Source organism: Photobacterium atrarenae (assembly GCF_024380015.1).
Lineage (GTDB): Bacteria > Pseudomonadota > Gammaproteobacteria > Enterobacterales > Vibrionaceae > Photobacterium > Photobacterium atrarenae.
This window is the reverse complement of sequence record NZ_CP101509.1, coordinates 999,401-1,022,560: the sequence shown is the minus strand read 5'-3', so window position 1 is coordinate 1,022,560 and position 23,160 is coordinate 999,401. Positions and strand designations below refer to the sequence as shown.

Here is a 23,160-nt window from a genome sequence, read left to right as displayed (position 1 = left end):
GATCTGGGGCTGCTTCATGAAAACAAAAAGCCAGCCCGAAGGCTGGCTTGGTTGACGAGGTAACAATACAGGCTGTATTAATCCGGTACCACGTTGGGATTACGTAACTGCAATCGCCAGATATCGCCCGTCAGATCATTGGGGATGACATACCAGGTGTGATTGAGCCAGTACAGATGGTTTGCATCGGAAATGGAGACCGGCAAATCATCAATGATCCATTGCTGATCCCAGAGCGTATCCCCTTGCCTCGTCGTCATAGCGTGATTTGTCATCAGCACCACCTCGCCCGCCGCGACATTCGGGTTGACCTGTAATAAAGCCCCTGTCTCCCCGAGCGGGAACTGACGGCTGTAGATCGGTTCAATCGTTGCGTCTGAAACATCAAAGATCGGCTCCGGCCTCAAACTCCCCTCTTTCACCCGAAGGACCACCCCAATCTTGTAATCTGGATCCTGAATATACCCCGCGGCACCGAATAAGGTCCCATTCGGATGACGTACCGCGACCGGATAGTTTCCACCCAGCAGTGGGACGTCCGGGCCTTCGGCCAGATCCAACTCATGCGGCGGCTGGGTAACATCCTCCCAAAGCCATAATCGCATTCGGGTCCCCGCGGTATCTTCTGCAGCACAGAAAGCCCCCAGCTCGGCAATGGAAGCCCCGGGGAGCAAGGCCACCTCACCACAGTGGATATTTGTTGCCGAGTCCGGATAGCGCAGCTGGGCCACAGACTCCACTTGTCCGGAAGCACGGTTGATAAAATGGTACTTCGGCGCCGCGGCATGCTCACTCCCGCCTTGCGCCATCAAAACCAGGTGTTCGTCATAGCTGGGCAACTGAATAAAACGCAACCCTTCGCCAACCACCGTCTCACCGGTAACCCATTTCCAATTGCCGGGCTGATCGTCCTGCGGACGGTACAGATACACCTGGTATCGTCTGGCATCAGTATTATCCAGCACCATCAGGTGGCCGTCGGCCGTGAATCCAAACGGCTGAATAGTTTCTCCGGTTGTCAGCAGGCTTTGTGGCGCGCCGGTCAGATCAACCGTTCGTATACTGCCATCCGTTAAGTTGTAAATATGGTAAGTTCTCACGCCTTGCGTATCGGGCATGATCAGCAGAAAATAACCATGACCGCCGCCGTCGATCATCTGATTCGAGAGCATTCCATGTGTGGAAGACAGTAAAGTGGTATCCCCCTGATGCTCCTCCCCATTAAACGTCGTTAAGCGAACCACCTGAGTCGGTAAACCGCCGCTCGCCGGAGTGCTTTCATGGCTGAAGCGATACACTTTGCCGCCATACAAGACATTTTGCGTACTAACAATATGCTGCTCATCACGAAACGCGGATTGTTCACGATGCCACTGGTAAACATTGGGGTTGTCTTTCACCACCAGTGCCACTTCGATCTTGTCTTGTTTGTCCATCTGAGGCGGTAATTGATCCAGCACGTCTCTCGGTACGCCATGGATCCACAGCGTCCCTGTTCCCGCGCGCATTGCATGAATACTTGAATCCTCATCCAGGTAGGCAACCGGTAAACCTGAAGGGTCGTTTTGCGCCTCCAGGGTGAGCTGGTCATAGACCACTCGCGATTGATCCGAATAAGTCACGGTAAATGTCCGATCAAATACGCTTCCCTCCAGCATGGTGAGTTCGCCGCCCAGAATGTCTGGATAAACCGACACGATTACCGGTGGCAAAACCGTGATCTGTTCGGATACCTGCTGAGGGATCCCATAGGATGTCCATGCCGCGGTCACGGTCACCGTTCCTTCTGCCAGCGCCGTGATTTGACCATTTACAACAGACACGATCCCGGACTGCCCCACCTGCCAGTCAATCAAGTCGTCATCGATAAATGCGAATCGATTATTCTCATATTCGACGAAGACCTCTATTTCGGTCGTTTCGCCCAGATTGAAATCATCGAACTCCCCTTCTACCCATGAAAAGCGCACCTTCGGTGCCGGGGCATCAACCGTCACCGTCACCTGTTGAGAAATCTCGCCCTTGCGCGCAAAAATCGTCGCCGTTCCGCCGCCATAGGTCGTCAGGACGCCGTCATTGGAAACCACCGCGATGATCCCGTCGCTTGATGACCAGCTCACCTCATCCGTAATATCTGTGCTCGTGTGATTGTCATAACTACCCAGCGCGGTCAGTTGCCAGCTCTCGCCCACGACCTGCGTCTGCATTTTTCCCTGGATCTCAATCGCGGTGAGTGTCGGCACCGGGTTTTGGGTGTCGATCACCGTAAATGACATACTATCTCGGCATTCATCCTTTCCATGCTGATAACGGGCTTCGATGTCGACCTTTCCTGCCGCCATGGCTTCGATACCACCCGGGGCATTCACTCGGATGGTCTTGGGATCATGACTGGTCCAAGATGCACTGACATCCTGCACCAGACCGGTCAGGTTATCGGTCATCTCGGTCGCTAACTGAAGCTGTCGCCCGATAGCCACCTGATGCGGGTTCACACCCACATCGGTGATGTGAATGGCGAGTTCACATGAAGCCGCCGTCGGCGCTTTGACCAGTACCTGCTCAGCGGTAAAATCAGTCAACGCCTTTCCTGAGCCTTTCAGGTAATTGCCGCCCTCCCTGCGTAATTCAGCGTCGGTCACCGTGGCACTCCAAATCGAAGTGAGCACTGCTTTATGATCACTGAGCCATTGATCCCAGACCGCCGTCGCCTTCAGATCCAGCAACCAGTCCAGCACCGAATCGGCTGGACCCGGCACCTGCTCAGCCATCACCGCTTCGAGTGAGGTCGCCAGTTTCAGCAGGTTCGGATTCACCTGATCCGACTGGGACGCCCCCTGATAGGTTTGCCACTCCTGCAAGGTGACTTCACCATCCTGGTTGAGATCCGCAAGCACGTAAGCTGCTGTACTGAAGCTGGACAGGTTTGCCTGATAGGTGATGGGCCCGGCTGCTTTCTGAATCGTGCTGGATAACAGTGCCACCAGCTGAATATTTTCCGCCGAGGCCACCACGCGCAGCGGCGCCTGTTGCGCTTGGTGATAGGTTTGTTCATCCAGGGTCAGTGTGATGTTGTACGTCCCGTCCGCTTGACTGGTTCCCTGACCCAGTTGGGTCGCGCCGGCATAAACCGCCAATTGCTGTTCCGTTTGGCTCTTTACAAAGACCTTTCCGGAAAACGTCATCTGATAACTGGCTGGCACCTCGCCACCATCATCTTTCGGCTGTTCCGTTTTTGGCGAGTCACCACCACCACATCCCCCGAGCGCGGCAATCAATAACAGATAACCCCATTCCTTTCTCATATTTCTGACCCTGTATCAATGCATCATCCCCCGATGCAAAACGCATCCGGTATGACGCTATGTTTTTATGATTTATGTTGTATATACAGGGTGTATCTATACGCACTGTTCAATTTTTATAAATAAAATTCTTACTTTGCACACAACTTATGCGATCTGCATCATATTCAAATCGCTCACAGCTTGAAAACTGATTTCTGTATCGGTTTGCCGGTTTCACCGGGCAAAAAAAAGGCAATACCATGAAGGTATTGCCAAATCGTCACCACTAAACACAAGTGAGTTCGGGGGATGACACAACACAAGCTAAGGGTGAACAGAACAGACGCTTAAATTTGAGATTAATGGTCGATCCCTAAACAGAGGTATTTAATTTCCAGGTAATCTTCAATGCCGTATTTGGAGCCTTCACGGCCACAGCCGGACTCCTTCACGCCACCAAACGGCGCCACTTCCGTTGAAATAATGCCTTCGTTGATCCCGACAATGCCGTATTCCAGGGCCTCGCTGACCCGCCAGATCCGGCTGTGGTCGCGGGTATAGAAATAGGCTGCAAGGCCAAACGGGGTATCATTGGCACGCCGGATCACATCCGCTTCATCGTTAAAGCGGAAGACGGTTGTCACCGGCCCGAACAACTCCTGATGGGCAATCGCCATCTGCTCGGTAACATCCGTCAGAATAGTCGGCTGATAGAAATGCGGGCCGACGTCGGACACTGCGCCGCCCAGCACCAGATTCGCGCCCTGGCGAACCGCTTCAGCAACCAAGCCATCGACTTTGGTGACAGCACGCGCATTGATCAGCGGACCAATTTCTGTACCCTCGGCCAAACCGTCCCCCACCTTCAGCTGACTGACGGCTTCGATATAGCGAGTCATGAACTGATCGTACACGGCATCGTGAACATACAAGCGGTTGGTACACACACACGTCTGTCCTGCATTGCGGTACTTGGAGATCAGCGCACCCTGAACGGCTTTGTCGAGATCGGCATCTTCAAACACCATAAACGGTGCGTTGCCGCCCAGCTCCATCGAGACCTTCTTCACCGTGTCGGCAGCCTGCCGCAAAATGTGTTTCCCGACCGGCGTCGAGCCGGTGAAAGAGACTTTTCGCACCAGCGGATGGGTGCACAGTACTTCACCAACATCTGCCGGGTTTGCCGTGGTCACCACGTTAATCACCCCGGCCGGAATGCCGGCCTGCTCGGCTAGCTTGGCCATCGCCAGGGCGCACAGCGGGGTATCTTCCCCCGGTTTAACCACCACGGTACAGCCCGCCGCTAGGGCCGGACCGACTTTGCGGGTGATCATCGCAATCGGGAAATTCCACGGCGTAATGGCGGTGACCACCCCAACCGGTTGTTTCAGCGTCAAATAACGGGTGCCCGGCATCGCCGCCGGAATATGATCACCGTATGTTCGCTTGGCTTCTTCGGCAAACCATTCGATGAAGGAAGCGCCGTACATCACTTCGCCATAGGCTTCTTTGTAGGGCTTGCCCTGCTCGGACGTCAGCAGCCGTGCCAGTTCATCGGCATGTTCAACAATTAAGTCAAACCAGACCTTGAGCAATCCGGCCCGGTGTTTGGCCGTGGTCTTACGCCAGCTTTGAAACGCGGCATCGGCCGCAACCACTGCCGCTTTCGCCTCACGGGGGCCCATATTCGGTACCGTTGTAATCATTTCTCCGGTAGCCGGATTCACAACCGGGACGGTCTCTCCATTCTCGGCACCCACCCACTGCCCGTTGATGTAACCGGCGGACAAAGCCAGACGTAATTTTTCCATATATTCACCACTTGCAGCGAAGAACCCCTGACGGGTTCATAGAAACACAGTTCAAATCGATTCATAATGCTTGTAGCGCATATTAACACCCTTGCACAACGGGTAAATATTTTCGAATAAACCTAAAGTTTTATAGGCGTAAAACAATGACAAGAGCCTCGCTGCCGGTCGGACAGATCGGCGATTATGAAATTAAACAACTAAAGATCTTTAAAACCGTCGCCGACTGCGGCGGTTTCTCAGCCGCCGAAACCGAACTCAATATCAGCCGCTCTACCATCAGCATCCATATTTCCAATCTGGAATCGCGGCTCAACCTTACCCTTTGCCGCCGTGGCCGGGCCGGGTTTTCCCTCACTGAAGAAGGCTCCGTGGTCTATGATGCCACCATCAAGCTGCTTGGTGAGCTGGAGGATTTTCGCAACACCATCAACGATCTCGACGCCCAGCCGGCCGGTCACCTGACGGTACTCTTCAGCGATACCATCAGTCTCGACAGCCGGGCCAAAATCCCGAAGGTATTTCAACGTTTTGCCAAACTGGCGCCTGAAGTGTATCTGACCTCGGAAGTCGCCCGGATGACCGAAATAGAACGCCAGGTGATGAATGAGGAAGCGGACATCGGATTTATCCCGTTCCATCGTAGCCTGGAAGGGTTGGAGTACCAGCATATCTACTCTGATACCTGCTACCTCTATTGCAGCCCGGACCACCCGTTGTATAGCCTGTCTGAAGAGGAACTGAGTGATGAGATCATTGACGGGGTGCCGGCGGCCTATGCCGGAATGAAAACCCAGGAGATCATTCACGGCCACCTGGCAAATATGAACCTCAAAGCCACCGCCTATAACTATGAATCCCGCCTGGCACTGCTGCTCTCGGGCAAGTTTATCGGCTTCCTGCCGGCACAGTATGCCAAACCTTATGTCGATCGCGGGGAACTCAGGGCCATTGCTCAGGATCGGCGTTTCTACACCTTAGAGATCATGGCGATCACCAAGAAAACCAGCACGGTGAACAAAGTCCGCTCGCTGTTTATCAAAACCCTGCGTGATAGCTACCGTGATCAATAGCTTTTGAAAGCAACGGCTCTTATAGGTAATAACCCGCACAATAACGAACCGACCGTTAAATCCCCCATACAAAAACAGCCACCCCGCCGAAGCGGGATGGCTGCTGTTTCGCGAGTGGGCGAAGCGGTTAAGCCGCCGCAGTCTCTACGGGGGATTCCGCTAGCGCCGGGTTTTGCTTTTGCGCCACTTTGTCGCAGATGTAATTGCCGATCGGGATCGCCGAGGTCGCTGCCGGCGACGGTGCATTACACACATGCAAACTACGCGGACTTTCGGCAAACAGGAAATCGTGCACCAGGGTGCCGTCTTTAAGCACCGCCTGGGCGCGGATCCCGGCCGGATACGGCTTGAGATCGGCGAGCTGAATTTTCGGGCAATACTTGTTCACCAGCTTGAGATAGCCGGGTTTCCACCAGGAGTTCTTGGTTTCAACCAACCCGGTTTTCAGGTGTTTGCGCGTCACCTTCCAGAACCCGCTGAACGTAAACATATCGAGCATATCGCGCAGGCTGAGGTTAATTTTGCCGTAGCCTTCACGCTTCCAACCCTGCACCGCATTCGGCCCTACCGTTACCGAACCGTCAATCATCCGGGTCAGGTGGACCCCGAGAAACGGCAGATCCGGATCCGGGATCGGGTAGATTAGATGATTGACGATCGCATTGTATTTCTCCGGCAGCTGATAATATTCGCCGCGGTAGGGAATGATCTGAAAGTCGGTCTCAATCCCCAGCATCCGGGTCATCCGATCCGCCATCAACCCGGAGCAGACCACCAGAAAACGTCCTGCCAGCGCTACCGGCTTGCCGCGTCGGCTGGCCTGAACCGTCACCTGGGTGTCCGTTTCGGCAAGCCCGGTCACCGCCGTTTCCAGCAGCACCTGCCCGCCCAGCGCGATAAACTCCTGAGCCATTTTTTCCGTCACCTGGCGATAATTCACAATACTGGTGGTACTGACGAAAATCGCCCCCAGCCCTTCAATATTCGGCTCTCTTTGCTGCAAAGCCGCCTGATCCAGCAACTCAACATCTAGTCCATTTTCGGCGCAGCGCTGATACAGCGCCTGCATCCGCTCCAGCTCAAGCGGGTTGGTCGCCACCAGCAACTTGCCGCAGTTCTCCACCGGAATGTTGTGCTGCTGGCAAAACTCGGTGGTGGCTGCCACCCCGGCCTTACAAAATTCAGCCTTCAGGCTGCCCGGTGCATAATAAACCCCGGCATGGATCACGCCGCTGTTATGACCGGTCTGATGAAGGGATAACCCGGCTTCTTTTTCAACCAAAGCAATGGTTTTATCCGGATACCGCTGCTGCAACTGCCAGGCAGTCGACACCCCGACAATCCCGCCACCAATAATGATGTAATCGTAAATCTGATCCACGTCTATCACTCCTTTAACCTGTCCCCCGGCGCTCCCAGGCACTCCGATCACAGGCAAAAATGCGCCCGCCGCAATCACTGCGATGGGCGCATGGTTCCAACCATTAGTCAATATTGACTTAGCGGGTAAAGTGGCCGCGCTGGCGCAGCAGCTCACGTTTCAGGCCCGGATGAGCGACAAACTTGTCCCGTCCATGGAGCCAGCAGTGGTTCTGTACCACCAGCATGGCACCGGTTTTGACCCGGACATTGAAACAGTTGGTGTCACTTTCCAGCGATTCGCCCATCTGGTGCAGGTACAGCCCTTGCTGCATATTTTGTGGCTGCGCGAACTGGTCGATAAACAGCATATGCGGTTTGCCGTTCTTGTCTTCTTCAAAGAACACCGGGTGTTTAATGTCGTACCCGACATTCTTGCTCGGCGGCGCGCTCCAGACGATGTCCTGCTTGGCCATCGGATGATGATAGAAGCGCTCCAGTTCCTGCCAGTCATCCACGTGCAGCAGCAGGGAGTCGCCCATTTCCATGTTCTGCTCATCCATCTTCATCATCAGGACAAAATCGGTCCGTTCATTGACATAGGTACCGTCATTGTGAAGCTCCATCCGACGGTGGGCCTGGCGCAGGTAACTGTCACTGTTGTCTTCATTGCGCACGGTAAAGCGAGCGTAGTACTTACCGTACATGGCATCAAAGTTCGGCAAACCAATCAGGTGAGAGACCGCGGTCGACAGCTTGACAAAGAACTCACGCTGCGCATCAGTGTCTTCAAACCCGGCCTCGGCTTGTTCATCCGCCTGAAGCAGAAACGCGCCGGTGTCGCGGTTTTCCATGATCCCAACCAGCAGCTTACCCAGCTCATAGTGACAAGCTTTATCCAACGCATCCGCGGTGGCAAAGCGCAGAAACGGCTTATATTCGATCGACTGCAGGCTCCAGTTGGCGGTTAAATCGGCAAACCGGGCCAGGGTGTCGTTGCTCAGGGTCACCACCTGCAGGCGTGGGTTAGCCGAAAATGGGGAGACACTAAAACCGGTGTAACGCGTCTGGTTGTCATTCAGCGCTGGGGCAATATTCATGGCTTGCTTCCTTTTGTCTCGCTCAGGCGCTCCGGCCTGATGAAGTTGACTTTAATGTAATGGCTTCTCCCGCCGGCATCGGTGTTGTTCTTGTTGCCTTGTGGCACGCCGTTGGGTTAACAAAATCATAACGAGATGCTGGAGATATTAACAATATATGGTAAATATAGTTTCCATATATTTTATAGATGACCCAATTCAGACTGCGCAGGAAAGCGATGGATCTCAAACGACTGCACTACTTCACCGTGCTGGCCGAAACCGGCAACTTCACCAAAGCCGCTGACCGCTTAGGCATTGCGCAATCCGCGCTGAGTATCAGCATTCAGAAACTGGAACAACAGCTGGCGCTCAAGCTGATTAACCGCGCCGAGCGACAGATGAGCCTGACTGCGGACGGTCAGGTACTGCTGCGCCACGCCCGGCAAATTCTGGAAGATGTCGAGCAGGCGCAGAAAGAGCTGCAGGAGCTGAAAGGGCTCTCCAGCGGGGTGATCAACTTCGGGGTCTCGGCCATGCTCGGCTCGTATTTTCTCCCCGACACCCTGGCGCTGTTCAAACAGACCTACCCCGGCATTCAGATCAACATTCACGAAGCCGGCACCGCCACGCTGGAAAAAATGCTGCTGGACGGCCAGCTGGATTTGGCACTGATCCGCTGCGACCGCCCCCACGAGCAGCTCCGCCACACGACCCTGCTCAAAGAGCAAATCGTTGCCTGTGTGCCCCATGATCACCCGTTTGCCAACCAGCCGGCGATCACCCTCGGGCAGTTCTGCCAGCAGCCGCTAGTACTGTTCCGGGAAGGGTATTTCCTGCGAGAATCGGTCAGTCGCTATTGCCAGCAACACAAGATCACCCCGGATATCCGCTTTGAAACCAACCTGATCGAACTGCTCAAATCCCTGGTTCGCAAAGACATCGGGATTTGTACCTGCCTGCCGATGATCCTGCGCGAAGAGCCGGATCTCGTCACCGTCCCGTTCGACCCGCCGATCCCGCTTCACCTCGGCCTCGGCTGGAAATCCAGCCACTACCTGTCCAGTGCCTCGCGGGCATTGGTCGATTTTCTTCAGGCCCGGCTCACCGCCGAGAATGTTTGAAGCTGTTCAAACTTTATTTTTAACCGCGGTGATTTTCCGCTCCGGAGCGCCTCGCTAACCTTGAATTCTATATTCATAACCCGAGCGAAAAGGCCAGTCCATGGAGAAAAAACGCAACTACGATGCATTCTGGATGCCGTTCACGGCAAACCGTGATTTCAAAGCCAACCCGCGGATCATCAACCGTGCCGAAGGCATGTACTGCTATTCCGATCAAGGCCAGCAGCTGCTTGATGCGACCGCCGGGCTCTGGTGTGTCAATGCCGGTCACGGCCGCCGGGAAATCGGTGATGCGATGGCCAAACAGGTCGCCGAGCTGGACTACAGCTCACCGTTTAATTTCGGCCACGATATCGGCTTTGAGTTTGCCGAGCGACTGGTGGACTTCACCCCAACCGGGATCAACAAGGTCTTCTTTACCTGCTCCGGCTCTGAAGCGGTCGAAAGTGCCCTGAAAATTGCACTGGCGTACCAGCAAGCCAAAGGCAACGCCGGCAAATACAAACTGATCGGTCGGGAGCTGGGCTATCACGGGGTGAACTTCGGCGGCATTTCCGTCGGCGGCCTGACGCCGAACCGCAAAGGGTTTGGTCCGCTGCTGCCGACCGATCACCTCTCACACACGCTGGATATTGCCAACAACGCCTTCAGCAAAGGGCTGCCGGAGCACGGCGTCGACAAAGCCGAGCAGCTGGAGCAGTTGATCCAGTTCCACGGTGCCGACAGTGTTGCCGCAGTCATCATCGAGCCGATTGCCGGTGCAGGCGGGGTGGTCTTGCCGCCAAAAGGCTACCTCAAGCGGATCCGAGAAATCTGTACCCGACACGATGTGGTGCTGATTTTTGATGAAGTGATCACCGGCTGGGGCCGTCTGGGTTCACCGTTTGCCTCGATTGAGTTTGATGTCACCCCGGATCTCATCACCTCTGCCAAAGGGATCACCAGCGGCGTTGTCCCTCTGGGGGCGGTATTTGCCAAAGACGAGATTTACCAAACTGTGGTCAACAGTGCACCGGAAGGGGCGGTCGAGCTCTTCCATGGCTATACCTACTCCGCCCACCCGGTCGCTTGTGCAGCCGGTTTGGCAACGCTTGACATCTATCAGCGTGAGGGCCTGCTGGAGCGCGGTCGCGGCGACATTGGCCAGTATTTCGAGCAAGGGCTGCATTCGCTCAAAGATATTCCGTCGATCGTTGATATCCGCAACTACGGCCTGATTGGTGCCGTACAGTTCGCCGCACCGGCCGACGGTAAACCGATTGGCTTTGATATTCTCAAGCGCTGTTACGACAAAGGCGTAATGGTGCGCAGCATGGGCAATACCATCGCCCTGTCGCCGCCGCTGATTATCGAAAAAGAACATATCGACATCATCGTCGACACCCTGGGGGCCGTGGCCAAAGATATCCCGGCCTGATCCCCGCCCTCGGTCCGCGCCATCGGGCTGAGGGAGAATCTCACGTTTTCTTAACCCTGTCGTACTGTTTGCCGCCTGTGTCGCCACGCCGTGACCCGGCGGCTTTTTTCCGCAAACCCCACACATCCCTGCGCACCCTCAATACCGCTTTGCCTGAGAACTGCTTTGGCCGCAAACAGCGTTCTGTCTTGTAACACTTTTTTCACCCGACAGGATGCACCACCAATAAGCGCGTGATAGCATATTGTTTTTATGCGCGTCGCATTGCCGACGTGTTGGCGGTAGCGTGGTGGAATACGCAGTCCCTCAAAGTACTCGATGGATTAGCGCTCTATGAATGAGTGCTCGATAAATTTTTCCGCTGGTCGTCTCACACATTTTCATGGACTACCTGCGCCCACTTTTTTCCTTCAGTGAGACTTTGAAATGCTTGAACTGCAAACCGAACGTTTAGTGCTCCGCCCGCTGTCGCTGACCGATGCTGCGCCGCTGCTGGCCATTTTCTCCGATCCGGAGGTGATGAAATACTGGGATGGCGCACCCTGGTCATCACTTACGCAAGCCACACAGTTTATTGAAAACGCAGCGTTTGATCCGAACCATCCTACCCATGTGGTGCTGGGCGTTTATCTGAAAGAGACCCGGACGCTGGTGGGAAAATGTATGTTGTTTAACAGCCACCCGAAATCCAGACGGGCTGAGCTGGGCTTTGGGTTGGCCAAATCCTGCTGGGGCCAGGGACTGATCGGTGAAGCCGCCGCCGCGCTGCTTCAGTACGGTTTTCGCACCCTGAATCTGAACCGGATAGAAGCTGAGATTGACCCGGACAACCGTGGCTCAGCCCGGGTACTGGAGAAACTGGGCTTTCGCCAGGAAGGCTATTTACCGCAACGATGGATTATCAGCGGCCATGTATCCGACTCTGCCCTGTATGGCCTGCTGGCCGAACACTGGCACGCATGAACACTCTACACGTATGAACACTGGGCACATATAAACATTGGGCAAGCCTGAACATCGGCCAACACAGCGGGCAGTAGACGATAAGTCGCTCACAGAAAAGGAAGAGACGATGCTTCAAAACACCCAACCTCGATCCAACAAGATTACCCTGAATGACGTCGACCAACACAACTACCTGGACTGCATTCGGCTGTCTTTACTGCCCGAACAACAAGAAAACCTGGCATCCAATGCCATCACGATTGCGCAGTCGAAGTTCGAGCCCCACTATCGACTCAAAGCGATCTGCCTCAATCAAAAAGTGATTGGGATGCTCGCCTTTTGCCATGAAGACGAGCCGGAAGATTTTGAGCTCTTCTGGCTGTTCCGCTTCATGATTGATGCGCGACATCAGAATCAAGGCTACGGCAGCCGGGTATTGGCGCTCTTGGTTGAGGAAGTCAGAGCGTTGGGTGGCAAGCACCTGAGAACCATGCACAAACCCGCCAACCGTCAGGCGTCCCGGGTCTATCAGGCATTTGGGTTCCGTGAAATCGGCACCCTGGATGACGGCGATACCCTGCTCACCCTTGAACTCTAATCACAACCGGAACGACTACCGCGAAACTGCATCACGCCTGTGCCGTGTTGCAGAAAACCACGCCTGGAAACTAGGATACTCCCGGCTGTATCTGCATACGCCGGATCAGCAAGCGCTTTATCGCCGCCTTGGTTGGCACACACGAGAGCTAACCCGCTGGGGCCAAATCCCCACCGAGATCATGGACAAAACGCGGTCGCGACTCAAAAACATCACAGAAGCATGAACAAGGAAAGTGCATGAAATCAGCAGTTCTGGTCATTGACGTGCAAAACGGTATTTTTGCTGCGGAAAGACAACCCTACAACAGCACCCAGGTCGTCAGTCATATCAATAAGCTCATCGCCCATGCCAAAGCCGCCGGCCATCTCGTCATTTTTATCCAGCACCAAATGCCGGGCATGGTCGAATACGGCAGCCAGCCCTGGCAGCTCTTCAAAGAACTGACTGTCGATGACACAGACATCCGGATCAGCAAAACCGCCCCAAATGCTTTCTTCGAAACGGAGCTTGAAGCACTGCTCGATCAGCATGACATTCACACGCTTACTCTGTGCGGCTATTCTTCCGATTTCTGTATCGACCGGACCGCATTCGAGGCCGCTTCCAAAGGCTATCGGGTTCACTTGCCGGCAGATGCCCACACCACCCATGACAAGCCGCATTTAACCGCAGACAAAATCGTTGAGCATCACAATTTTACCCTGTCGATGCATCCGAATATCCACCTGCACCCCACTCGGGTGTTGGTGGGCAAGTAACCGCCGCTTGTCGCCGCCAAGCGTCTCTTGTGCCCATTTCCCCGACTTCATGTAACTTGCGGCAGCCCAGCGGTTGCCACCTGCAAAACAGGACTCCTTATGTTTACCGGAATTGTTCAATCTATCGCCACCATCAACAACGTCAGTGATCAGGGCGGCATTCGCACCTTTGTCATCGACTTTCAACCCGGCTTTTGTGACGACCTGGAAATCGGTGCCAGTGTCGCCGTTGACGGCGTCTGTCTCACCGTCACTGAGCTCATTTCCGAAGTTCAGGTCAAGTTTGATGTCATGCTGCAAAGCCTGCTCATCACCACCCTCAGTGAATATCAACCCGGTACAGCGGTGAATGTCGAGCGGGCAGCCAAAGATGGTGCCGAAATCGGCGGCCACCCACTCTCCGGCCATGTTGATTTTAAAACGCCAATTCTGGCCGTTCAGCAAATTGAAGAGAATTACTGTCTGCGGCTGAAACTCAGCGACACCTGGAAACGCTATGTGTTTCCCAAGGGATATATCGCCCTCAACGGCGCCAGCCTGACCCTCTCCGCGGTCAACAAACAAGAAGGCTGGTTTGAAGTCTGGCTGATCCCGGAAACCCGGCGGATGACGGTGTTTGAACAGAAGGCGGTCGGTGACCACATCAATGTTGAAATTGAGCGCGGCACCCAAGTAGTCGTTGATACCGTGCGTGATACGCTGGAAGAAAACCTCGGCGCATTACTGCCGGCGTTTGAACAACTTCTGGCGCAACAAGGCATGGATATCGACGCACTGGGCCAGAATATGAAGGTGTTAGGCAACCACAAACCCCAATAAACGCATCAGGCACCTGGGCCTGGTTGGACGAGGGAAAAATTGACGCGGCGATCCTCACCCGGGCACCCGATAGCGAAGGCCATTGGCTCGCCAGCGTTCAGGGGGGCTGGATTGCCGCGAAGGCATGGCGATCAGGGCGATGGGCCGGCTCAGTGTCACCGATGATCTGAACATCCTCGACCATATGCCCTCACCGCCCACCGTAGACATAGTGCTGGTTTGCGGGGTTCAACCCCATCCCTTACTGGACAAAGAATGCCTTGAACAACTAACAACGAATCCAAACAACCCATAAGGAAAACATGATGCTCTCAACGCCCCTGACTCACCACAAATCTCCGCGGCTTGACCACGAGAAAATATCGATCACTGATGCCATCACGCTACGTCCTTTAGCCCTCAACCATGCTGAGGGGCTGCTGGAAGCGGTCGAACGCAGCCGACCCCAGTTAGCCACTTTCCTCGGCTGGGTCAAAGGTGTCACCGATTTGGCCGGCGCCCGGCAATATATCCGGGAGCGAATCAGCGCTCCGGCCCCTGGCGCCCGATGGTATGCCATTTTCCACCAGCAGACATTTTGCGGTGTGTTCGGGATTAAATCGATCGCACCCCGATCGCACATCGCTGAAGTGGGCTACTGGCTCAGTACCGAAGTTCAGGGCCAAGGGGTGACTCACCAAATTCTCGCGGCGCTCATTCCGGCCCTGGCCCAGGAAACCAACGCGGATATTGTTGAATTTCGCTGCCTGGAACACAATCGGGCCAGTATCCAGGTCGCCAGCCGAACCGGAGCCAAATGGGTCAAGTCCGTCGAGCATCAAATGGATGTTCGCGATGCGGCGCAAAAACTCAACATCTACCACCTGGCCCTGAAACCATGGAAAAATTGAGCCGGGCCGCTTGTACCGGCGCTTTGGTTTTATCCCGATCCGTGAAGACAGCCACTTTGTCTATATGACCCGGCCACCTGGAGCGATGTACCCGAAATCGTCATCAACACACGGTACCTTTACCGGACAATGTTCTGAGTAATCAGAACAGCTGAACTTGCTGATACACATAAAAAACAAGCCTCAATCTGAGGCCGGTTCCCTTCATTCAAACAAGTTAACACTTGGTTGGGACTGATAGTTCGTCATCTGGGTCACGTTGAGCATACCGCTTACCAGTACCAGCCCCGGCACATCAGCACTTCGCCTCCCTCAAATCAATGCCGCCGACTCCCGCCATTCTTGGCGGAACACTTTCACGCCGTCTTCATAGCCAAGGATCAGCATTAACACCCCCAGTCCACCAACCAGCAAGATTGCTCCGAGGATCGGGCCGACGACGTAGCTGAACATAAACTGAAAAGGCAGGTAACAGGTATAGGCAAATATCTTCAGGATCAGATCTTTCATGGCTTTTCTCCAAACTAAAAATGAGCGCGCTCAGTTAATATAATTTGAGCGCGCTCATTTTTCAACAGTCAGTTTTCTGTAATCCTGGTATTCGGCCGCCGAATCGCTGAAAAATCAGATACAATGAAACTTGCATCAGAAGGAATGACCATGACCCGCAGTAAGAGACAACAGACCCGTGACACCATCCTGAGTAGTGCCTGGCAACTGTTTCACCAACAAAGCTACGCCGAAACAACGACCCGGCAAATCGCCACGGCCGCCGGGGTCGCCACCGGCACCGTGTTCTCACATTTTCCGAGCAAAATCGATCTGCTCAAGGCTGGGGTCGAACAACAGGTCGAACGCGTCCTGCATGAGGCAGAAGCCAGCGACACCGCCCATTCTCCAGCCGAACGACTACTCCATTATGCCCGGTACTTATTTGCCTATTATCTGGAGCAGCGGGAATTCAGCATGGAATTGTTTAAGGAGTTGCTCTGGCAGCAACCGCAACTCAAACCTCAGATCATTGCATTTCAGCAACGGCTGTTTTCTCATCAAAGTGCTTATGATCCAATATTGCCCCAGGTGATGATGGAGCTCTATTTCATGACCTTAATCACAGGGCTGCAAACGCCTGAGGCTACCGCGGACACCCTGCTGGAGAGCCTCCGCCAGCGGCTGGCATGCCTGCAGCGCCCCCAAGACAGCCAAGTATCTTTAAGCTAAATATAACAACCTTTGCAATACGGCGATCCCGGCAGCCGTCAGAGAGGAGCTTTGAGAAGTTTTTCCGCGCCCACACCGAGCGTGGCGACGAGGCAAGTTCAACAGGGGGGCGGAGTTATCGCTCCCCCTTCATGGACACGGTGTTATCTATGGCATCCAGGTGTTCGAGCAGCACATTGGGCGGACATTGCCGCAACGCGACGCGCCGGAGTATATCAGCACTTTCATCATCCCCGCCCAGGCAGCGACGGATGCTGGCGTTAATGTCTTCATGCTTGACGCCATCATGAGACAAAGCTTCAATCCACTTATATTCCACAGATTCTAAATCGAGTATGGTATCGCGGCCAATTAACATTCTACCCATAGCATTACCATTCCCTTTACAAAAAACTAAAACTTGTAACCATATGATACTTTATGGGTATTACAGATGTATTTCTGGGGACAAGATCACAACTCAATCGTTTGCATAAAAGCGAGGCCGCTCAAAAAAATTAAATTATCGAGTCACTTCAATAACTTTTGAGAAATCGAATTGTGTTTCATACTGCCAGGCGGAACCCTTAGGGGATCTCCGGCGGTACCACCCAGCGACTGAAGATAAACTGCCCGTCCTTCACCGCCATCAGCACGGCACTTTTGATCGGATCGCCCGAGCCTCGAAACTCAATCCGGCCGGTGATCCCTTCGTACACCGGCATGGATTTCAGCGTATCACGCAGCCCTTGTGGCTCGGTGCCGCCACTGCGCTTCGCCGCTTCAAATAACAAGCCAAACGCATCATAGGTCAGTGCCGCCACATCATCAGGATCCCGCTGATACGCTTCGCGATACCGGGCACGAAAATTCAGCGCCTTACCATCGGCTTTATCGATGGCAAAATGGGCACTGAAATACGCGCCTTCCAACGCTTCCCGCTCCGTTTCAGGGATCTGGGCCCAGCTGTCACTCCCCAGCAGTTGGGCGGTGATCCCGGCGGCTCTGGCCTGGCGCGCCTGGTCAGGCACTTCGTTGTAGTAATTGGGTAAAAACAGAATATCCGGGGTCGCTAATTGAATTTGCCGGAACTGCTCTTCGAGATTCGGTGCATCGCGGGTATAGAGCTCAAACGCGACCACCAACCCACCCAAAGCCTGGAATTCGGTACTGAAGACTTCAGCCAGCTTGCGGTTATAGTCGCTCGAAACATCATACAGCACCGCCGCCTTGCGCGAGCCCAGCTCATCATAAGCAAACTTCGCCATCAACTGGCCCTGAAACGTATCCACATAGGCCACGCGGAACACCCAGTCTTTGTTCAGGGTCGTTCTGGGGTTGGTAGACCAGGGGCTGAGCAACGGAACCTTGGCATACTCGGCATACCGGGCGGCCGGGATGGCATTGCGGCTGGCCTGAGGGCCGATAATCGCGCTGACATTTTTTTGATTAATCAACCGCAACGCTGCACTGATGGTATGCTCGGTGTTGTCCTGGTTGTCTTCGGTCAGCAGCACTACCCGGTATTGCTTATTGTTGATCACCAGCCCACCTTGCTGATTGGCCGCAGCCACCGCCATCTCTGCGGCTTCCACGGTCGCCCGGCCCACTTCAGAAATCTGGCCGGTCACCGGCGCAATCAGCCCCACACGAAACTCAAGTTGTTGCTCGGGTTGCTCTTCACAGCCCGTTAACATCAGGCTGACCAACATGATCAAGGCTACCAATCCCTTCATCGATCTCCCCTTCTAGACTTGTTGTGCTGCGTTGTCCTTCCGACCCCGGAGGAAGTAAGTATGCATTTTACCCTTGCCTTTAATTTCAATCATTCCACGATCTTCAAACACATAGCGATCCCGCAAGTGCCGGTGAGTCGCTTCTGTGATCTGAATCCCTCCCTTGAGCCCCTGGGACTCCATTCTTGAGGCAGTATTGACGGCATCGCCCCAGATATCGTAGATAAACTTTTTGGTCCCAATCACCCCTGCAACCACCGGACCGCTGTTAATGCCAATCCGGATACTCAGATCCCGCTGGTGTTTACGATTAAAGCAGGCAATCACATCAAGCATATCCAATGCCATCTCGGCAATCACTTCCGCATGATCCGCGCGCGGGACCGGCAACCCGGCGCCCACCATATAGGCATCGCCCATGGTTTTGATTTTTTCCAGTCCCCGGGCCTCGCTCAGGCGATCAAACTCACAAAAAATTTCATTCAGCAGCCCGACCAAATCTGAGGCCTTCAGCTCAGCTGACAACGGCGTAAAATTAACAATATCGGCAAATAAAATCGTGACATCGGCATAACTGTCCGCAATCGTCTCCTCCCCCTGCTTGAGCCGGGCAGCAATCGGTGCCGGCAACACATTGAGCAACAGGTGCTCTGATTTTTCCTGCTCTTCTGCCAGATCATCCAGGGTATGCCTGAGTCGGCCAATCATCTGGTTAAAGTTCTGGGCCAGCAGACCGGTTTCATCTTCGGTCAAGACTGGTGCCTGCTGCGACAGATCCCCGGCGGTAATTTTCTGAGTGGTATTGGTCATCGCCGTGATCGGCTGGGTGATCCGGGCGGCAATGAGATAAATACCGACGCTCAGAACACCAACCGCCAATAACCCAACCCCCAGGATCATCACCCCAAACCGATTGGCCGGTGCCAGCGCCACTTTCGCCGGGATTTCAGAAATCAAGGCCACACCCAACGCCGGTAACCAGCGGTAGCTGCCGATCACAGCCTCTCCGGCATAGTTGTCGTACAACCCGGCGCCGCGTTCCCCCCGTAGTGCCGCAGCAATCCCTTCGCTGTGGACGCCGCGCGGATAGAGCTCATTCCCAAACCGCTCCGCTGAAATCACCCGGTTCAGCCCATCGACCAGATACGACTCTCCGAGCCCCTGACGGCTGCTCTGCCTGCCGGCAATCTCAACCAGCACCGACAACTGGATGTGGGCCGCCAGCACCCCCAACAACTCGCCAACCGGTGAGTACAGCGGTGTCGACACCGTCAATGTCGGCGCCGCCGTTTCCGGCGATGGGTAGACCTTCTGCACGAACGTGCCTTTCAGCCCCTCAATAAAATACTGATCGCTATGGCGATACTCACCTTCATGGCCCGGCTGGGTCGAAAAGAACACATGGCCACCCACCTTGGTCAGCATAAAGATCTCGGTCAAATCCGAGACACGTGCCGCCCGGCTGTCGAGAAATGTGGAGAAATAGAGCATTTCGACCAGCTTGAAATAGGCCGTCTGATACTGGGTTGAGTCCGGGGTTTGACCCACGATCTGACTGACCGCACGCTGCAGCTCGGCCAACTGGGCAATACTGGTGACAATGGCTACCTGATCATCTAGATAGCGATGAATTTCTGAGGCTTTGTGATCGGCGGTGACATCAAACTGGGCGATGGCCATCTCCTGATGAGTCGTTGCAGCCAAGTGATAAGTCACCAGCGCCAGCGCCACCACAACCAGCACCGAGACCAGCAAAAAGTAAGCCGTCATCCTTGCTTTCAGACTCTTTTGCAACAGCCCCATCACCACCTCTGTTTTGAGCAGCATTCAAAATCAGTATAGTCGGCCTGCTGCCACTCTTTTGAGCGTGTGTGCACGCGGGCTTGCAACCGATCCCGATGCCAGAATGAACTAACCTGATAAGAACCCAATCTGAACCTCAGACGGTGATCCGGGGAGAGACATCACACAGCCACGGCAGGCCGGCAAGCTCGGAGAACGCGCATGCATGACACATTTCTATTGGTGCTGGGCCTGATCGGCCTGCTGACCATCGCCAGCCTGTTACTGCCCATCGCCAATCGCATCAACTTTCCCTATACCGTCCTGCTGGCCGTCGCCGGCAGCCTGCTGGGGATCCTGGTGCTGACCGCCGGTGGCGCTCACCCCCCCGGCCTGTTCGGAGACTTTCTGACGTCGCTTGAAGCGCTCAACATTACTTCGGAAGCGGTCTTCTTTATTTTCCTGCCGGCGCTGATCTTTGAATCGGCCCTGAATATCAATGCCCGTCACCTCATGACCGATATCGGCCCAATCTTGCTGCTGGCCGTCCTCGGCCTACTGATCTCCTGTGTGCTGGTCGGCACCCTGGTCTGGGGAGTATCAGAGCTGAGCCTGGTGGCCTGCCTGCTGCTCGGCGCGATTGTGTCTGCCACCGATCCGGTTGCCATTGTGGCGATTTTCAAAAACCTCGGGGCCCCGAAACGGCTGACGATCCTGGTCGAAGGGGAAAGCCTGCTCAATGACGCAACGGCCATCGTATTGTTTACCATCCTGGTTGCCATCCTGCTCGGCGATGCCCAGGCCGGGGTCCTGTCTGCCAGCGGACAATTTCTGAAAGTGTTTTTCGGCGGGATTTTGGTCGGCCTGTTCGCTTCTTCGCTGGTTGCCGCACTGATCGGCAAACTGCGCAATATGCCGCTAGTCGAAATCACCCTCACCATCTGTCTGGCGTACCTGAGCTTTCTCTTTGCCGAGCATTACCTCCATGTCTCCGGGGTCATGGCCGTGGTCACCGCCGGGTTGCTGATGAACTCCTATGGCCGTACCCAGGTCTCCCCCCAGACCTGGCATGCACTCACTGAAACCTGGGAAGAGCTGGCCTTCTGGGCCAACTCACTAATCTTCTTTCTGGTCGGGCTGCTGGTACCCAAAGTTCTCATCACGTTTACCGCCTCGCAGGCCCTGTCGCTGACGGTGCTGATCATCGCCGCCTTTGCTGCCCGCAGCGTCGTGCTGTACCTGATCCTGCCGCTGCTAAACCGGGCCGGGCTGGGGCAGCAAATCAGCCTGACCTTCCGCACCGTAATGCTGTGGGGCGGGCTACGGGGAGCAGTCTCGCTCGCGTTGGCCCTGGTGATTTTGGAAACCCCGGGCATTGACCCCGAAATCAAAGCCTTTATCGCCTCACTGGTCACCGGCTTTGTGCTGTTTACCCTGTTCGTGAATGCCCCCACCATGGGGATGATGATGCGCTTTTTCGGCCTTGATCGCCTGCCGCCAGCCGAGCGGATGATCCGCAACCGGGTGATGGCGTTGTCCATCAAACGGATCCGCAAAGGACTGGATCATGCCGCCCGGACCGATCATATTGAACCGGCCATCGCGACCGGTGTGGCCGATATTTACGAGCAGCGGCTGAACCGGGTCCAGCGCTCGATCTCGACCGACCCGCAGCAACCGGATACCGTGACCCTGTGTGTCGGCCTGAGCACCCTGACCAACCACGAGCGGCACCTGTATCTCCAGCGGTTTGCCGACGGACTGGATTCAGCCAAGATCAGCCGCACCCTGCTGTTTCATGCCGATGCGCTGCAAGACAGTCTGAAAATGGGCGAAGTCGACGGCTATAACCATGCCTACCGGGAAACACTAGATTACGGCGTGATGCTGAGAATCGCTTTAGGACTGCAACAATACTGCAAGCTGACGCGTCCCCTGGCGATCCAACTCGCCAACCGGTTTGAGGTATTGAGCGTCACCGAGACTGTAGTGACCTCACTGCTGGACTATAACCGGGACAAAATCCCGGCGCTGTTCGGCGACCCCGTAGCCAGCGCACTGGCACCAATCCTGAAAACACGGCAACAACTTACCCGTCAGGCACTGGATGCCCTGCGCCTGCAATATCCAGACTACGCCGAAACCCTACAAAAGCGCCACCTGGTTCGGGTTGCCCTACGGCTCGAAGAAAGCAACTATCGCCAAATGCTGAGCGAGAATATGATCAGCCAGGAAGTATTCAGTGACTTAACCCGGGAGCTGGACAAGCGCAGCCGGAGCATGGATCGCCAGCCAAAGCTGGATCTTGGCTTAGAGCCGGAAAAGCTGATCGCCAAAGTGCCATTCTTCGCCGCCTTGCAAGCAACCCAGCTGCGCCAGATTGCCTCTCGGTTAACGCCGCTGCTGGCGGTTCCGGGTGAGCGCATCATTGCCAAGGGCGAGCCCGGCAATGCGATGTATTTCATTTCCAGCGGCGCGGTCGAAGCACAAGTACTCCCCAAACCGGTCCGGCTCGGTAGCGGCGACTTTTTCGGTGAGTTGGCGCTGCTGACGCAAGCGCCGCGTAATGCCAACGTCACCGCCATCAGCTACTGCCAGTTGCTGATGCTTAAACTGACCGACTTCCAGCAGCTCACCAAAGACTATCCCGATTTACAAGCAGAAATCACCCGCGCTGCCGCACAACGCCTGAATCCGGGCCAGCTGATCGCACAGGTCCCCCTCTTTAGCGCCCTGCATCCCGATGAGCTCCAGGCCATCGTCTGCCAATTGAAAACCCGCGTCGCTGCGCCCGGTGAGACACTCATTACCCGCGGGGAAATCGGTGATGCGCTGTACTTGATCGCGGCCGGTCGGGTGGAAGTACGCACAGGACAGAAGGAACCTGCCGCCGTACTACAACAGGGGGATTTTTTTGGCGAGCAGGCATTGCTTTCCGACACCCCCCGCAATGCAGATGTCGCTGCCACCGACTATTGCGAGCTACTGGTGTTGGAGAAAGAAGCCTTTGCCGGTTTGATTGCGACCCATCCGACCCTGAAAGCGCGCTTGCAACGCCCATAAAGCCGGCTTAAACGTCAGGCCTGAGAGAATAAGAAGAATCTGGGAAAGAGACCATGAACCTCGGGAATGATTCAGCTTAGGAATCGGGTTCATCGGCATCACTACAGCCCAGGTAAACGCAGGGAGCGCTTTTCATGTCGAATGACAAGGTTTTCATTTTACTGTCGAGGCAATCAACAGCGAGATTCGGGCAATACGCAACAATGGTGTACTGAA

At 54.9% G+C, this 23,160-nt stretch carries 18 protein-coding genes and 1 pseudogene; 11 read left to right on the top strand and 8 right to left on the bottom strand.

Annotated elements, in window-relative coordinates; all coding sequences use genetic code 11:
* Positions 1-77: 77 nt before the first annotated feature.
* Both NNL38_RS20705 and NNL38_RS20700 read right to left on the bottom strand, forming a co-directional pair.
* Positions 78-3,305: an Ig-like domain-containing protein gene (locus tag NNL38_RS20705; protein ID WP_255390753.1), complete on the bottom strand. Its 3,228-nt coding sequence runs from the start codon at positions 3,303-3,305 to the stop codon at positions 78-80.
* Between the two features lie 341 nt (positions 3,306-3,646).
* Entirely contained in the window at positions 3,647-5,098 is a 1,452-nt protein-coding gene (locus tag NNL38_RS20700) for an NAD-dependent succinate-semialdehyde dehydrogenase (protein ID WP_255390752.1), read from the bottom strand.
* 146 nt (positions 5,099-5,244) lie between these two features.
* Between NNL38_RS20700 and NNL38_RS20695 the strand changes: the two genes are divergently transcribed.
* Positions 5,245-6,171 carry a LysR family transcriptional regulator gene (locus tag NNL38_RS20695; RefSeq protein WP_255390751.1) on the top strand — a complete coding sequence of 309 codons (927 nt, stop codon included), beginning with the start codon at positions 5,245-5,247 and terminating at the stop codon, positions 6,169-6,171.
* Between the two features lie 127 nt (positions 6,172-6,298).
* Here NNL38_RS20695 and lhgD read toward each other — a convergent pair whose 3' ends face one another.
* Positions 6,299-7,552, bottom strand: coding sequence for an L-2-hydroxyglutarate dehydrogenase (lhgD, locus tag NNL38_RS20690; protein ID WP_255390750.1), 1,254 nt, complete (start codon positions 7,550-7,552; stop codon positions 6,299-6,301).
* 118 nt (positions 7,553-7,670) lie between these two features.
* Positions 7,671-8,630: a glutarate dioxygenase GlaH gene (gene glaH / locus NNL38_RS20685; RefSeq protein WP_255390749.1), complete on the bottom strand. Its 960-nt coding sequence runs from the start codon at positions 8,628-8,630 to the stop codon at positions 7,671-7,673.
* 218 nt (positions 8,631-8,848) lie between these two features.
* Between glaH and NNL38_RS20680 the strand changes: the two genes are divergently transcribed.
* The 8 genes and pseudogenes from NNL38_RS20680 (at position 8,849) to NNL38_RS20645 (ending at position 15,163) form a co-directional block, all read left to right on the top strand.
* Entirely contained in the window at positions 8,849-9,733 is an 885-nt protein-coding gene (locus NNL38_RS20680; protein ID WP_255390748.1) for a LysR family transcriptional regulator, read from the top strand.
* 100 nt (positions 9,734-9,833) lie between these two features.
* On the top strand, positions 9,834-11,150 hold the full coding sequence (aptA, locus tag NNL38_RS20675; protein WP_255390747.1) for an omega-aminotransferase AptA: 1,317 nt from the start codon (positions 9,834-9,836) through the stop codon (positions 11,148-11,150).
* A gap of 426 nt (positions 11,151-11,576) precedes the next feature.
* Positions 11,577-12,113, top strand: coding sequence for a GNAT family N-acetyltransferase (locus NNL38_RS20670; protein ID WP_255390746.1), 537 nt, complete (start codon positions 11,577-11,579; stop codon positions 12,111-12,113).
* A gap of 109 nt (positions 12,114-12,222) precedes the next feature.
* The gene (locus tag NNL38_RS20665; protein ID WP_255390745.1) at positions 12,223-12,693 is read left to right on the top strand and encodes a GNAT family N-acetyltransferase; all 471 of its coding nucleotides are present in this window, start codon (positions 12,223-12,225) and stop codon (positions 12,691-12,693) included.
* A gap of 239 nt (positions 12,694-12,932) precedes the next feature.
* Positions 12,933-13,454, top strand: a complete 522-nt coding sequence (locus NNL38_RS20660) for an isochorismatase family protein (RefSeq protein ID WP_255390744.1) — start codon at positions 12,933-12,935, stop codon at positions 13,452-13,454.
* A 99-nt stretch (positions 13,455-13,553) separates the two neighbouring features.
* Entirely contained in the window at positions 13,554-14,273 is a 720-nt protein-coding gene (locus tag NNL38_RS20655) for a riboflavin synthase subunit alpha (protein ID WP_255390743.1), read from the top strand.
* A 23-nt stretch (positions 14,274-14,296) separates the two neighbouring features.
* Positions 14,297-14,568 (top strand): annotated as a pseudogene (locus NNL38_RS20650) (LysR family transcriptional regulator); the annotation flags it as partial.
* Between the two features lie 7 nt (positions 14,569-14,575).
* Complete coding sequence (locus NNL38_RS20645) at positions 14,576-15,163, top strand: GNAT family N-acetyltransferase (RefSeq protein WP_255390742.1); 588 nt, start codon at positions 14,576-14,578, stop codon at positions 15,161-15,163.
* A 312-nt stretch (positions 15,164-15,475) separates the two neighbouring features.
* Here the strand turns inward: NNL38_RS20645 and NNL38_RS20640 are convergent, their stop codons facing one another.
* The gene (locus NNL38_RS20640; protein ID WP_255390741.1) at positions 15,476-15,673 is read right to left on the bottom strand and encodes a hypothetical protein; all 198 of its coding nucleotides are present in this window, start codon (positions 15,671-15,673) and stop codon (positions 15,476-15,478) included.
* Between the two features lie 150 nt (positions 15,674-15,823).
* On the opposite strand from NNL38_RS20640, the gene NNL38_RS20635 reads away from it, so the two are divergent.
* Positions 15,824-16,384: a TetR/AcrR family transcriptional regulator gene (locus NNL38_RS20635; RefSeq protein ID WP_255390740.1), complete on the top strand. Its 561-nt coding sequence runs from the start codon at positions 15,824-15,826 to the stop codon at positions 16,382-16,384.
* Positions 16,385-16,499: 115 nt separating this feature from the next.
* Here the strand turns inward: NNL38_RS20635 and NNL38_RS20630 are convergent, their stop codons facing one another.
* From NNL38_RS20630 to NNL38_RS20620, 3 genes are all read right to left on the bottom strand, one after another.
* Complete coding sequence (locus NNL38_RS20630; RefSeq protein WP_255390739.1) at positions 16,500-16,751, bottom strand: hypothetical protein; 252 nt, start codon at positions 16,749-16,751, stop codon at positions 16,500-16,502.
* Positions 16,752-16,950: 199 nt separating this feature from the next.
* Positions 16,951-18,099, bottom strand: a complete 1,149-nt coding sequence (locus NNL38_RS20625) for an ABC transporter substrate-binding protein (protein ID WP_255390738.1) — start codon at positions 18,097-18,099, stop codon at positions 16,951-16,953.
* A gap of 12 nt (positions 18,100-18,111) precedes the next feature.
* Positions 18,112-19,926 (bottom strand): adenylate/guanylate cyclase domain-containing protein, encoded by a 1,815-nt coding sequence (locus tag NNL38_RS20620; protein ID WP_255390737.1) that lies wholly within the window; start codon positions 19,924-19,926, stop codon positions 18,112-18,114.
* A 177-nt stretch (positions 19,927-20,103) separates the two neighbouring features.
* Between NNL38_RS20620 and NNL38_RS20615 the strand changes: the two genes are divergently transcribed.
* Positions 20,104-22,944: a cation:proton antiporter gene (locus NNL38_RS20615; RefSeq protein WP_255390736.1), complete on the top strand. Its 2,841-nt coding sequence runs from the start codon at positions 20,104-20,106 to the stop codon at positions 22,942-22,944.
* The last annotated feature ends 216 nt before the right edge of the window (positions 22,945-23,160 follow it).

Bases quoted from the DNA above. Each gene is read 5' to 3' on its own strand.
- NNL38_RS20635 (WP_255390740.1), top strand. From the start codon at position 15,824: ATGACCCGCAGTAAGAGACAACAGACCCGTGACACCATCCTGAGTAGT.
- NNL38_RS20630 (WP_255390739.1), bottom strand. From the start codon at position 16,751: ATGGGTAGAATGTTAATTGGCCGCGATACCATACTCGATTTAGAATCT.
- NNL38_RS20625 (WP_255390738.1), bottom strand. From the start codon at position 18,099: ATGAAGGGATTGGTAGCCTTGATCATGTTGGTCAGCCTGATGTTAACG.
- glaH (WP_255390749.1), bottom strand. From the start codon at position 8,630: ATGAATATTGCCCCAGCGCTGAATGACAACCAGACGCGTTACACCGGT.
- NNL38_RS20665 (WP_255390745.1), top strand. From the start codon at position 12,223: ATGCTTCAAAACACCCAACCTCGATCCAACAAGATTACCCTGAATGAC.
- NNL38_RS20640 (WP_255390741.1), bottom strand. From the start codon at position 15,673: ATGAAAGATCTGATCCTGAAGATATTTGCCTATACCTGTTACCTGCCT.
- NNL38_RS20615 (WP_255390736.1), top strand. From the start codon at position 20,104: ATGCATGACACATTTCTATTGGTGCTGGGCCTGATCGGCCTGCTGACC.
- NNL38_RS20705 (WP_255390753.1), bottom strand. From the start codon at position 3,305: ATGAGAAAGGAATGGGGTTATCTGTTATTGATTGCCGCGCTCGGGGGA.
- NNL38_RS20680 (WP_255390748.1), top strand. From the start codon at position 8,849: ATGGATCTCAAACGACTGCACTACTTCACCGTGCTGGCCGAAACCGGC.
- NNL38_RS20645 (WP_255390742.1), top strand. From the start codon at position 14,576: ATGATGCTCTCAACGCCCCTGACTCACCACAAATCTCCGCGGCTTGAC.
- NNL38_RS20670 (WP_255390746.1), top strand. From the start codon at position 11,577: ATGCTTGAACTGCAAACCGAACGTTTAGTGCTCCGCCCGCTGTCGCTG.
- NNL38_RS20695 (WP_255390751.1), top strand. From the start codon at position 5,245: ATGACAAGAGCCTCGCTGCCGGTCGGACAGATCGGCGATTATGAAATT.
- aptA (WP_255390747.1), top strand. From the start codon at position 9,834: ATGGAGAAAAAACGCAACTACGATGCATTCTGGATGCCGTTCACGGCA.
- NNL38_RS20660 (WP_255390744.1), top strand. From the start codon at position 12,933: ATGAAATCAGCAGTTCTGGTCATTGACGTGCAAAACGGTATTTTTGCT.
- NNL38_RS20700 (WP_255390752.1), bottom strand. From the start codon at position 5,098: ATGGAAAAATTACGTCTGGCTTTGTCCGCCGGTTACATCAACGGGCAG.
- NNL38_RS20655 (WP_255390743.1), top strand. From the start codon at position 13,554: ATGTTTACCGGAATTGTTCAATCTATCGCCACCATCAACAACGTCAGT.
- NNL38_RS20620 (WP_255390737.1), bottom strand. From the start codon at position 19,926: ATGCTGCTCAAAACAGAGGTGGTGATGGGGCTGTTGCAAAAGAGTCTG.